This is a genomic window from uncultured Fretibacterium sp. (genome assembly GCF_963544685.1).
In the GTDB taxonomy this organism is placed as follows: Bacteria; Synergistota; Synergistia; order Synergistales; family Aminobacteriaceae; genus CAJPSE01.
This window is the reverse complement of record NZ_CAUUGJ010000075.1, coordinates 1-11,945: the sequence shown is the minus strand read 5'-3', so window position 1 is coordinate 11,945 and position 11,945 is coordinate 1. Positions and strand designations below refer to the sequence as shown.

11 protein-coding genes are annotated in these 11,945 nt (G+C 64.3%); all 11 read left to right on the top strand.

Annotated features, from left to right (window positions below):
- Positions 1-889 (top strand): peptidyl-prolyl cis-trans isomerase (locus ABLA28_RS07885; protein ID WP_347713190.1); only part of this gene is annotated, 889 nt, incomplete at its 5' end.
- A 166-nt stretch (positions 890-1,055) separates the two neighbouring features.
- A complete protein-coding gene (locus ABLA28_RS07880; protein ID WP_347713193.1) occupies positions 1,056-2,234 on the top strand; it encodes a DUF3798 domain-containing protein in 1,179 nt (392 codons plus the stop codon).
- A gap of 229 nt (positions 2,235-2,463) precedes the next feature.
- The gene (locus tag ABLA28_RS07875) at positions 2,464-3,633 is read left to right on the top strand and encodes a DUF3798 domain-containing protein (RefSeq protein ID WP_347713192.1); all 1,170 of its coding nucleotides are present in this window, start codon (positions 2,464-2,466) and stop codon (positions 3,631-3,633) included.
- A gap of 151 nt (positions 3,634-3,784) precedes the next feature.
- On the top strand, positions 3,785-4,939 hold the full coding sequence (locus tag ABLA28_RS07870) for a DUF3798 domain-containing protein (protein ID WP_347713191.1): 1,155 nt from the start codon (positions 3,785-3,787) through the stop codon (positions 4,937-4,939).
- 126 nt (positions 4,940-5,065) lie between these two features.
- A complete protein-coding gene (locus ABLA28_RS07865) occupies positions 5,066-6,646 on the top strand; it encodes a sugar ABC transporter ATP-binding protein (protein WP_347713189.1) in 1,581 nt (526 codons plus the stop codon).
- 18 nt (positions 6,647-6,664) lie between these two features.
- A complete protein-coding gene (locus ABLA28_RS07860; protein WP_347713188.1) occupies positions 6,665-7,771 on the top strand; it encodes an ABC transporter permease in 1,107 nt (368 codons plus the stop codon).
- Entirely contained in the window at positions 7,768-8,901 is a 1,134-nt protein-coding gene (locus ABLA28_RS07855) for an ABC transporter permease (protein ID WP_299300218.1), read from the top strand. The genes ABLA28_RS07860 and ABLA28_RS07855 overlap by 4 nt, the downstream gene beginning before the upstream one ends.
- Positions 8,901-9,392 carry a DUF6672 family protein gene (locus ABLA28_RS07850; protein ID WP_299300216.1) on the top strand — a complete coding sequence of 164 codons (492 nt, stop codon included), beginning with the start codon at positions 8,901-8,903 and terminating at the stop codon, positions 9,390-9,392. The genes ABLA28_RS07855 and ABLA28_RS07850 overlap by 1 nt, the downstream gene beginning before the upstream one ends.
- A gap of 192 nt (positions 9,393-9,584) precedes the next feature.
- Positions 9,585-11,144, top strand: coding sequence for an acyl-CoA carboxylase subunit beta (locus tag ABLA28_RS07845; protein WP_347713187.1), 1,560 nt, complete (start codon positions 9,585-9,587; stop codon positions 11,142-11,144).
- An 11-nt stretch (positions 11,145-11,155) separates the two neighbouring features.
- Positions 11,156-11,575: an OadG family transporter subunit gene (locus ABLA28_RS07840; protein WP_347713186.1), complete on the top strand. Its 420-nt coding sequence runs from the start codon at positions 11,156-11,158 to the stop codon at positions 11,573-11,575.
- A 61-nt stretch (positions 11,576-11,636) separates the two neighbouring features.
- Positions 11,637-11,945 (top strand): biotin/lipoyl-containing protein (locus ABLA28_RS07835; RefSeq protein WP_347713185.1); only part of this gene is annotated, 309 nt, incomplete at its 3' end.

The following is an 11,945-nucleotide window of genomic DNA, read 5'->3' as shown; positions in this document are numbered from 1 at the left end:
GAACTATGGACAGCGCGGAATGGCTTCTCTGGACATGCCGGCACTTTACAAGTCCCTGCTGGATCAATACGTGTTCGAGCTTCAGCTTGCCCAGGAGGTCCGGGATCGGGGGATCCAGGTGACGGATGCCGAGGCGGAGCAGGCGATGAAGGAGTATGCCGACCAAGCGTTTCCGACGCGCGAGGCCTTCTATCAGTCCCTGGAGCGTTCGGGGATAAAGGTCGAGGATTATAAGAAGGGAATCGCCCGGCAGATGGCCAACGAGCAGCTCATGCATGCCGCCGTCGGTGAGGTCGTCGTCAGCGAGGACGAGGCGGTCCACTTCTACGACACCATGAAGGAGTTGTTCTACCGTCAGCCCGAGGGCTTCAAGGTCCATCTGGCCCGCTTCACCGCCAGCGGGGATGCGGAGGCGCTTCGGGAACGCCTGATGGGCGGAGAGAGCTGGGAGGCGGCCGTCTCCGACGACGCCATGGCCTCCAGGGACGTGATCAGCGTTACGGACAAGGCGATATTCCTTTCCGGCGGCGCTTTCGACTCCGGGGCCCTGGCGCCTATGAAATCGCTGGATGTCGGTCAGGTCAGCCCCGTTCTCGAGCTGGCGAGCGGCGACTTTGCCGTAGGACTCAAAAGCGAGAAGGTCGAGGAGCGGATCACTCCCTACGACGAGGTGAGCGCGGACGTTCGCGTGCTCCTGAAACAGCAGAAGGAACGTCAGAACCTCGAGGCCTTCGAGAGGTCCCTTCGGGATAAGGCTAAGGTCGAGATCTACGACGAGACCCTTTTTGCGGGGACGGCCTCCAAGGACCTTGCCCCTGAGGCTCCCGCATCCGGGGACGCCGCATCCCCGGCCACGGAAGAGGTATCGGGGGACAAGACCTCCCAATAGGTGCGGAAAAACTCACCGTTTACGGTCCATGAAAGGACGGGGGAGGGCGGAGCATTTTCGCCCTCCCTTTTTTTATGGCAGGTATTTTATCTTGATATTGATATAATGTATTGAATGCCCCTTGGGCTTGAAAGCCAAAATAGTGAGGAGGCGTTTTGCTTTGAGAATGAAGTCTGTATTGTGGGGGTTGCTGATCCTTGTCTTTTGTGCCGGGGCCACGGGCGCGGCGGAGGAGGCGCCTTTTCACATCGGCATCATGACGGGTACCGTGTCCCAGAATGAGGACGACCTGCGCGGCGCCGAGCTGCTGATCCAGAAGTACGGCAGTACGTCCGAGGGGGGGATGATCACGCACATCACCTACCCCGACAACTTCATGTCCGAGATGGAGACGACCATCGGCCAGCTGGTGGGGCTCGCGGACGACCCCAAACTGAAGGTCATCGTGGTCAATCAGGCCATACCCGGGACGACGGAGGCCTTTCGACGTGTGCGGGAGAAGCGTCCGGATATCCTCCTCCTCGCGGGGGAGGGGCATGAGGATCCCGGAGTGATCGCGTCGGCCGCCGACCTGGTGGCCAATGGGGACAGCATCGGCCGCGGCTATCTGATCCCTTATATGGCCAGGGAGCTGGGGGCCAAGACCTTCGTGCACATCTCCTTCCCGCGTCATATGAGCTACGAGACGCTGAGCCGCCGCCGTGCGATCATGGAGGCCGCGTGCAGGGACCTGGGAATCCAGTTCGTGTTCGAGACGGCGCCGGATCCGCTGAGCGACGTGGGAGTGGCGGGCGCACAGCAGTTCATCCTGGAGCATATGCCCGCATGGCTGGAGAAGTACGGCAAGGACACGGCGTTCTTCTGCACCAACGATTCCCAGACGGATCCCCTGCTGAAGCGCATCGCCGAGCTGGGTGGATATTTCATCGAGGCCGACGTTCCCTCGCCGCTGATGGGGTATCCCGGGGCCCTGGGCATCGATCTGTCCCAGGAGAAGGGAAACTGGCCGGCGATCCTGAAGAAGGTCGAGGAGGCCGGGGGCAAGGGGCGCATGGGAACCTGGGCCTACTCCCTCGGGTACTCTCACAGCGCGGGGCTTGGGGAGTTCGGCAAGAGGATCGTCGAGGGCAAGGCCAAGCTGGACAATATGAAAGATCTGATTGCCTGCTATAACGAGGTTTCTCCGGGCGCGACCTGGAACGCCGGCTATTACACGGACGCGGGAACCGGGGTGCGGAACAGGAAGTACGTGCTGCTCTATCAGGATACCTACATCCTTGGCAGGGGGTATATGGAGTCGACCAAGGTCGAGATTCCGGAGAAGTACTTTAAAATCAGTCAGTAAGGAATGAGATGAAAAGAGGGCGGGGAGACCTGGCCCCCTCTTCGTCCTTCTGCTCCCTCCTCCCCCGGAAGTTTTGGGGGGCCGGGGGATCGTTTCGGGCGTGCTTTGGTATAATTGAAAAGGCGGCTGGTTTGTCGGACAAAGAGGCGTCCGGCAGTCCTTTGCCGTCGGCATCACACACCAGTGAGGAGGCGTTTCGGCTGTGAGATCGAGATTCGCATTGTGGGGATTGCTTGTGGTCTTTTTGTTCGCAGGGGCCGCGGTTGCGGCGGAGGAGGCACCCTTTCACATCGGCATCATGACGGGCACCGTGTCCCAGAGTGAGGACGACCTGCGCGGTGCGGAACTGATGATCCAGAAGTACGGCAATTCGGCCGAGGGGGGGATGATCACCCACCTTACCTATCCCGACAACTTCATGTCCGAGATGGAGACGACCATCAGCCAGCTGGTGGGGCTCGCGGACGATCCCAAGATGAAGGTCATCGTGGTCAATCAGGCCATCCCGGGGACGGCCGAGGGCTTCCGGCGCGTGCGCGAGAAGCGGTCCGACATCCTGCTCTTCGCCGGCGAGGCCCATGAGGATCCGGGCGTCATCTCCGCGGCGGCGGACATGGCGGTCAACACCGACAACATCAGCCGCGGCTACACCATCCCGCTCGGCGCGCAGAAGATGGGCGCCAAAACCTTCGTGCACGTCTCCTTCCCCCGCCACATGAGCTACGAGACGCTGGGTCGGCGCCGCGCGATCATGGAGGCCGCGTGCAAGGACCTGGGCATCCAGTTCGTGTTCGAGACGGCGCCGGACCCGACGAGCGACGTGGGGGTGGCGGGAGCTCAGCAGTTTATCCTGGAGAAGATGCCCGCCTGGCTGGAGAAGTACGGCAAGGACACGGCGTTCTTCTGCACCAACGACGCCCACACCGAGCCCCTGCTGAAGCGCATCGCCGAGCTGGGCGGTTACTTCGTCGAGGCCGACCTGCCCTCGCCGCTGATGGGCTACCCCGGCGCGCTGGGCATCGACCTGTCCCAGGAGAAGGGCGACTGGCCGGCGATCCTGAAGAAGGTCGAGGAGGCCGTGGAGAAGGCCGGCGGAAAGGGACGCATGGGGACATGGGCCTACTCCTACGGCTACACCAGCAGCGCAGCCCTGGCGGAGTACGGCAAGCGCATCGTCGAGGGCAAGGCCAAATCGGGTAACCTGAAGGACCTCATCGCCTGCTACAACGAGTTCACGCCCGGCGCCAAGTGGAACGCCAGCTACTACACGGACGCGGGGACCGGCGTACGCAACAAGAAGTTTGTCCTTGTCCAGCAGGACACCTACGTGTTCGGAACGGGTTACCTGAACGTTGCGGAGACCGAGGTGCCGGAGAAGTTCTTCAAGATCAGCAAGTAGGTTCGACGAACGGGATTGGCCGTTTCCGCAGGGTGGAGGGGACAATCGCGTCCCCTCCTCTGTTCCTGTGGGGGCATTGCCGAGGATTGTTTTTGAGGAGGCGTTTTTATTGAAGATCACCTCTTTTCTGCTTTTTGCCTTGACGGCTGGGATGCTGTTCGCGGGGGCCGCGGCGGCGGAGGAGGCGCCCTTTCACATCGGCATCATGACGGGCACCCTGTCTCAAAGCGAGGACAGCCTGCGCGGTGCGGAGCTGATGGTGCAGAAATACGGCGACGCCGGTCGTGGCGGGATGGTCGCCCACGTCACCTACCCCGACAGCTTCATGTCCGAGATGGAGACGACCATCGGCCAGATCGTCGGCCTTGCGGACGATCCCAGGATGAAGGTCATCGTCGTCAACGAGGCGATTCCGGGGACGTCCGAGGCCTTCCGCCGCGTGCGGGAGAAGCGGCCCGACATCCTCCTCCTCGCGGGGACCGCTCAGGAGGACCCGGCGGTCATCACCGCGGCCGCGGACCTGGCCATCATCCCCGACGACATCAGCCGCGGCTACACCATCCCGCTCGGCGCGCAGAGGATGGGCGCCAAAACCTTCGTGCACATCTCCTTTCCGCGCCACATGAGCTACGAGACGCTGGGCCGGCGCCGTGCCATCATGGAGGCCGCGTGCAGGGACCTGGGCATCCGTTTCGCGGCCGAGACGGCGCCGGACCCGACGAGCGACGTGGGGGTGGCGGGCGCGCAGCAGTTCATCCTCGAAAAGATGCCCGCATGGATCGAGAAGTACGGTAAGGACACGGCGTTCTTCTGCACTAACGACGCCCATACGGAGCCGCTGTTGAAGCGCATCGCCGAGCTGGGCGGGTATTTCGTCGAGGCGGACCTACCCTCCCCGCTGATGGGGTATCCCGGCGCCCTGGGCATCGACCTCTCGCAGGAGAGGGGCGACTGGCCGGCGATCCTGAAGAAGGTCGAGGAGGCGGTCGAGAAGGCCGGGGGCAAGGGGCGCATGGGGACCTGGGCGTTTTCCTACGGCTACACCACCACCGCGGCACTGGCCGAGTTCGGCAAAAGGGTCGTGGAGGAGAAGGCCAAGGGGGACAGCCTCAAGGACCTCGTCGCCTGCTACGGCGAGTTCACGCCCGGCGCCAGGTGGAGCGCCAACTATTATACGGATGCGGGGACCGGTGTCCGCAACAGGAAGATGGTCATGGTGCGCCAGGATACCTACGTCCTGGGCAAGGGGTACCTGGGTGTGTCGGACGTCGAGGTTCCGGAGGCGTACTTCAAGGTCACCCGATAGGGTGTGTCGTCTCGGCCTTGAGGTCCCCGCCCCGGAGGACGGGGCGTCGTCGGCTTTTCGTGTCTCGGGGGGAGTGCCCGTCCAGGCACTTTCCCCCCTTTATATTCTGCGTAAAAATCAGAGGTGATGGCATTGTCCGATACTCCCCTGTTGAGGCTGGAGAGGATAGGGAAGGAATATTATGGGAACAGGGTGCTCTCGAACGTCAATCTCTCCCTGATGCCGGGCGAGATCCTGGGTTTGGTGGGGGAGAACGGCGCGGGGAAGTCCACGCTCATGAACATCCTTTTTGGAATGCCCGTCATTGCGAATACGGGCGGCTACGAGGGGACGATCAGCATGGATGGGAAGCCCGTTCGGTTCTCCTCTCCGTTTCAGGCGCTCGAGGCCGGGATCGGCATGGTGCATCAGGAGTTCTCCCTCATCCCCGGCTTCACGGCGGCGGAAAACATTCTGCTCAACCGCGAGGTTCTCAACAGGTCCCTGTTGGAGCACGTCTTCAGCGAGCGCATAGCCACCCTGAATCGGAGCGCGATGCGGGAACGGGCCGGCAGGGCCATCCGAACCCTGGGGGTGGAGATCGGGGTGGACACGGTCGTCGCGGAGATGCCGGTGGGGTACAAGCAGTTTATCGAGATCGCCCGGGAGATCGACCGCAGGCAGACCCGCCTTCTCTTCCTGGACGAGCCCACGGCCGTCCTGACGGAGACCGAGGCGCAGATCCTCCTTACGGCGCTGAAAAAACTGGCCGAGAGCGGCATCGGGATCATCTTCATCTCGCACCGTCTGCAGGAGGTCAAGGAGCTGTGCGACCGCATCGTCGTCCTCAGGGACGGGGAGGTGATCCGTGAGGCGGACGCCGGGAGCGCCTCGGTCCGGGATATCGCCTCCTGGATGGTGGGGCGCCATGTGGAGGAACACGGAAAGGAAAGGCATGAACGGGTCCGGTCGGATTCCGCTGCCCTGGCCGTGGAGCACCTCTGGGTCGATATGCCGGGGGAGACCGTCCGCGACGTCTCCTTCGAGGTGCGCAAGGGCGAGATCTTCGGCATCGGCGGCCTGGCCGGGCACGGCAAGCTGGGGATACCCAACGGGATCATGGGGCTCTACCCCTCGGGCGGGGAGGTCAGGCTTTTTGGAAAATCCATCCCGCTGAACGCGCCCCGAAATGCCTTGGACAGCCGCATGGCCTTCGTCTCGGAGGACCGCCGCGGCGTGGGCCTGCTCCTGGACGAGCGCATCGATTGGAACATCACCTTCACCGCCATGCAGGTGCAGAACCGCTTCCTGAGGAAGATCCCGCTGCTGGGGATCCGGCTTCGGGACGATCGGGCCATCAGCCGGGAGGCCGGGCGGTACATCGAGGCCCTGGATATCAAGTGCACGGGCCCGGGGCAGAGGGCCGCGGAGCTCTCCGGGGGGAACCAGCAGAAGGTCTGTCTGGCCAAGGCCTTCGCGCTCCAGCCCGAGGTCCTGCTCGTATGCGAGCCCACGCGGGGCATCGATATCGGGGCCAAGACCCTGGTGCTCGACACTTTGAGGCGGCACAACGAGGAACACGGAACGACGATCGTCGTCACCTCCTCGGAGCTCGAGGAGCTGCGCTCCATCTGCGACCGCATCGCCATCGTGGGCGAGGGGCGCATCGCGGGCGTGCTGCCCGCCGCGAGTCCGGCCGAGGAGTTCGGCCTCCTGATGATGGGGTAGGAGTGGAGGGGGATATCCATGATCGGAAATTTTATCGATAGGGCCGGCTGGCCGAGGATCATCATCGGGCTTTTCCTTTTGGGGCTCTTCATCGCGGCGCCCTTCGTCGGGGTGCGCGTGGACACGTCGCTCTCGGACGTCCTGGTGCGATTCGGCATGAACGGGGTGATGGTCCTGGCCATGATCCCGATGGTGCAGTCGGGGTGCGGGCTCAACTTCGGGCTGCCGCTGGGGATCATCGCGGGGCTTTTGGGGGCCACGCTCTCCATCGAGTTCAATCCGCGGATCCTGACGTTTGCGGCGGAGCTGGCCGCGGGCCGGCCGTGGCTCGACTCCCTGGCCTCGGAGGCCGTCCGCGCGCCCTTGAGCTTTGCCTCGGCCATCGTCATCGCGGTGCCGATCGCGGCGGTGCTGGGCTTCTTCTACGGCAAGCTGTTGAACCGCGTCAAGGGGGACGAGATGATGATCGCCACCTACGTGGGCTTCTCCTCCGTGGCCTTCATGTGCATCGCCTGGCTCCTCATGCCCTACAGGAGTCCCACCATGATCTGGGGTTACGGGGGCAGCGGCCTGCGCACCACCATCAGCGTGAGCGGCTACTGGCTCCACGTGCTGAACGACCTGCTGTCCTTTCAGCAGGGGCACTTCTTCGTGCCGACGGGGACCTTCCTGTTCTTCGCCGTCCTCGCCCTGCTGATGTGGCTCTTCATGAGGAGCAAGACGGGCACCGCCATGACGGCCGTGGGGTCCAACCCCGAGTTCGCCCGTGCCTCGGGCGTGAACGTGGACCGCATGAGGACGATCTCGGTGGTGCTCTCCACGATCCTGGGGGCCGTGGGCATCCTGGTCTACGAGCAGAGCTTCGGCTTCATTCAGCTCTACATGGGGCCCTTCTACATGGCCCTTCCCGCCGTTGCGTCCGTCCTGCTGGGCGGGGCCTCGGTCAACAAGGCCTCGATCCTCAACGTCGTGGTCGGGACCTTCCTCTTCCAGGGCATCCTGACCATGACGCCCTCCGTCATCAACAGCGTGCTGCAGACGGACATGTCGGAGGTCATCCGCATCATCGTGAGCAACGGGATGATCCTCTACGCCCTGACGAGAAAGGGGAGGGTGAGACGATGAACGGTTTTGCGCGCAACATCCTGAGGTGGGTGGCCAACAACGCGGTTCCCATCATCTTCATCGCGATATCGGCCGTGGCCATCCCCCTGTCCGGCTTCTCGGCGGGGCACCTGATCCAGGAGCTGCTGATCCGCATAGGCCGCAATTCCTTCCTGATCCTCTCCCTTCTGATCCCCATCATGGCGGGCATGGGGCTGAACTTCGGCATGGTGCTCGGCGCCATGGCGGGCCAGATCGGGCTGATCCTCGTCCTGGACTGGGCGATCGTGGGCATCCCCGGCGTCGCGCTGTCCATGATGATCGGGACGCCCATCGCCGTGCTGCTGGGCCTGCTCTGCGGACACGTCCTGAACCGCGCCAAGGGGCAGGAGATGGTGACCTCCTACATCCTGGGCTTCTTCATCAACGGTCTTTATCAGCTCTTCGTCCTCTACTTCATGGGCTGGGTCATCCCGATCGGCAACCCGACGCTCGTGCTCTCCCGCGGCTACGGCATCCGAAACGCCGTGAGCCTGCTGGGGATCCGCGGCGTGCTGGACAACCTGATTCCGTTCTCCTTCCAACTGCCGTTCTTCTCCGGGACGGTCAGGGTGCCCGTGGCGACCCTCCTGCTCATCGCGGCCTTCTGCCTCTTCATCGTCTGGTTCCGCAGGACCAAGCTGGGGCAGGACATGCGCGCCATCGGGCAGGACATGGCCGTCGCCGACTCCGCGGGGATAGCGGTCAACCGCACCCGCATCATCGCCATCGTCATCTCCACGGTGCTGGCCTGTTACGGACAGATCATCTTTTTGCAGAACATGGGGACCCTGAACACCTACAACAGCCACGATCAGGCGGGCATGTTTTCGATCGCGGCGCTCCTCATCGGAGGGGCCAGCGTCTCCCGGGCAAGCATCGCCAACGTCTTCGTCGGGGTGGTGCTCTTTCACCTGATGTTCATCGTCGCCCCCATGGCGGGCAAGAACCTCATGGGCCAGGCCCAGATAGGGGAGTACTTCCGCGTGTTCGTCTCCTACGGCATCATCGCCATCGCGCTGGTGCTGCACGCCTGGAAGCGCAACCGGGATCGGGCCGAGGCCCGGCGGGCCCTGCGCGGCCCCGCGGCGGCCGGAAAGGAGGGAGCGTGATGCGCGTCCTGCAGCGGACGATTGTCCTTGCGGCCCTGCTGGCCCTGGGGGTGGCGCTCTTCTACGTGGGAAGGGAGCATCAGATCTTCCTGGACAACAAGACGATCGAGGCGGACGGAAAGACCTTCAAAGCGATGGAACAGGTCAACGTCAGCGTGAACGGGGGCGACCCCGTGGAGCTCCTCGCCCGGGACCGGGACGTCGTCAAGACGGTGGGGCCCTCGTTCTCCCTCAGGGTGGAGGTGCTGGACTCCATGGGGGGCGACGTGGAGCGGACGATCGAGCTGAGGATGACGCCCGGTTTCGGCAAGGACATGATGCTCAGCCTTCCCCTGCTTGCCGCGGGGCGGGAGGACTTCCTCCTGCCGCCCCCCGAGGTGCAGGTCTCCGCTCCGTCCGAGCCCGAGGCGTCGGGAGGCGGTGAGGCGGCGCCCGGCGGCGATGACGCGATGCCCGGGGGGATGGAGCCGCAGCCTGCCGGGAACCCCTGAGCGCGAAGCGCCGGGAGTATCGTCATTTCCCCCGGTCCATAATCGCGGAGATGTGCTATGCTCTGGCGCGTGTACGAGATCAGGGAAGCGCTGATTCAATCCATGAAGCCCCCATGTTGATTTTTTTCTTTATGACAATCGAATGCCTGTGACGAGCTTCGCGGGCTTATCTTAAGGAGGAACGTGTCGGATATGGGATTCCGTACCATCGAGGAGCTTTGTGAGGAGCTCAAGGAGAAACGCGTATCCGCTCTTGCCGGCGGCGGGGAGAAGGCCATCGCCAAGCAGAAGGCCAAGGGAAAGGGGACGGCCCGGGAGAGGATCGGTCAGCTCCTGGACCCGGGGTCCTTCGTGGAGATCGACGAGTACGTGACGCACCGCTGCGTCAACTTCGGTCTGGACAAGAGCAAACCTCTGGGGGACGGGGTGGTCACCGGCTGGGGGACCATCGACGGGCGGAAGGTCTTCGTCTTCAGCCAGGACTTCACCGTCCTGGGGGGGTCGCTCGGCGAGAAGCATGCCGACAAGATCTGCAAGGTGATGGACCTGGCGATGGAGATGGGGTGCCCGGTCATCGGCCTCAACGATTCCGGCGGCGCCCGCATCCAGGAGGCCATCGACGCCCTGAACGGCTACGGCAAGATCTTCTACCGCAACACCCTCGCCAGCGGGGTGATCCCCCAGTTCTCCGTCATCATGGGGCCCACGGCGGGCGGCGCGGTCTACAGCCCCGCCCTCACGGACTTCATCTTCATGGTGGACAAGACGGGCGTCATGCACATCACGGGCCCCGCGGTCATCAAGGCCGTTACCGGCGAGGAGGTGACGAGCGAGGAACTGGGCGGCGCGGTCACGCACAACACGAAGAGCGGCAACGCCCATTTCATGGCCTCCTCGGAGGAGGAGTGCTTCGCGCAGATCCGTAAGGTGCTCTCCTACCTGCCCCTGAACAACCTGGAGGACGCGCCCTTCAGGGAGACGTCGGACAGCGTGGAGCGCGCCGACCCGGAGCTGCGCGGCGTGGTCCCCACGAACCCCAACAAGGGGTACGACGTGAGGGACGTGCTTGCGCGCATCCTGGACGACGGGGTGTTCACCGAGGTCCAGGCGGGCTGGGCCCAGAACATCCTGACGGGCTACGGCCGCATCGGAGGGCGGGCCATCGGGATCATCGCCAATCAGGCCAAGGTCATGGCGGGCTGCCTCGACATCAATGCCTCGGACAAGGCCAGCCGCTTCATCCGTCACTGCGACGCCTTCAACCTGCCGATCGTGACCTTCGTGGACGTCCCCGGCTACCTGCCCGGAGTCACCCAGGAGCACAACGGCATCATCCGGCACGGGGCCAAGCTCCTCTACGCCTACAGCGAGGCCACGGTTCCCCTCGTCACCGTCATCCTGCGCAAGGCCTACGGGGGGGCCTACCTGGCCATGAGCAGCAAATCGCTGGGGGCCGACATGGTCCTGGCCTGGCCTCAGGCGGAGATCGCCGTCATGGGGGCCGAGGGCGCGGCGAACATCGTCTTCAAGAAGGAGATCGAGGCGTCCTCCGATCCCGCCACGGCCCGCCTCGAGAAGATAGAGGAGTACCGCAAGGCCTTCGCGACCCCCTATGTGGCGGCGGAGAGGGGCCTGGTAGATCGGGTCATCATGCCGGAGGAGACGCGCAGGGAGCTCTGGCTCGCCCTGAACGGCATGGAGAGCAAGCGGGTCGGACGCCCGAGCAAGAAGCACGGCGTCATCCCGCACTGAGGAGGCGAACCATGAATCCCTCTGCGGCTCCGGCTGCCTTCGAAGGGGTTTCCGGGTCCATCACCGTCAGCATCACGGCCTTCACCATCGTCTTTGCCGTCCTTGCGGGGCTCACGGCGGTGATCTACGCCATCAAGATCTTTGCCGGGGAGGATACCGGGCCGGCCGCCGCCTCCGCCTCCCCGCTGCTCCCCGGGGGCGAACCCGCTCCATCGGCTCCCGTCGCCCCGACGCCTCGAGCCGCCGGGGTCGACCGGAAGGTCGTCGCGGCCATTACGGCGGCTGTCCTTGCGGCGACGGGGGGCCGGGGTCGGGTGCTCTCCGTCGTTCCCGAGAGGGGGGCGGAACAGCCCTCCCGCTGGACCCGTACCTGGAGGACCGCCGCCCTGATCGAAGGGGTCGGGAATCGTCTGAACCGTCCATGGAAGTGAAACGTAACGTCGTTTGTGCTCGTCCCGAGCGCGTCATTTTTGGAAAGGGGTTGTGTCGGTAGTGAACAAATATAGGGTTGTCGTGGACGGTACCGCGTATGTCGTCGAGGTGGAGGATTTGGGCACGGGCGCCGCGCCCGTGAGCGCACCCGCTGCTCCGGCGGCCGCCCCCGCGCCGATTGCGGCAGCTGCCGCTCCCGTATCCGCACCTGCGGCCCCCGCCGCGCCGAAGGCTGCGGCTCCGGTCTCCGCCGGGGGCTCGGCCATCGCCGCGCCCATGCCGGGCAAGGTCCTCGACGTCAAGGTCGCGGTCGGCAGCGTCGTCAAGGCCGGCGACCTCGTGCTGCTTCTCGAGGCCATGAAGATGGAG

Excerpts from the sequence above, each read along its gene's own strand:
- ABLA28_RS07840 (WP_347713186.1), top strand. The coding sequence starts at position 11,156 with ATGAATCCCTCTGCGGCTCCGGCTGCCTTCGAAGGGGTTTCCGGGTCC.
- ABLA28_RS07870 (WP_347713191.1), top strand. The coding sequence starts at position 3,785 with ATGCTGTTCGCGGGGGCCGCGGCGGCGGAGGAGGCGCCCTTTCACATC.
- ABLA28_RS07850 (WP_299300216.1), top strand. The coding sequence starts at position 8,901 with ATGCGCGTCCTGCAGCGGACGATTGTCCTTGCGGCCCTGCTGGCCCTG.
- ABLA28_RS07880 (WP_347713193.1), top strand. The coding sequence starts at position 1,056 with ATGAAGTCTGTATTGTGGGGGTTGCTGATCCTTGTCTTTTGTGCCGGG.
- ABLA28_RS07860 (WP_347713188.1), top strand. The coding sequence starts at position 6,665 with ATGATCGGAAATTTTATCGATAGGGCCGGCTGGCCGAGGATCATCATC.
- ABLA28_RS07845 (WP_347713187.1), top strand. The coding sequence starts at position 9,585 with ATGGGATTCCGTACCATCGAGGAGCTTTGTGAGGAGCTCAAGGAGAAA.
- ABLA28_RS07855 (WP_299300218.1), top strand. The coding sequence starts at position 7,768 with ATGAACGGTTTTGCGCGCAACATCCTGAGGTGGGTGGCCAACAACGCG.
- ABLA28_RS07865 (WP_347713189.1), top strand. The coding sequence starts at position 5,066 with ATGGCATTGTCCGATACTCCCCTGTTGAGGCTGGAGAGGATAGGGAAG.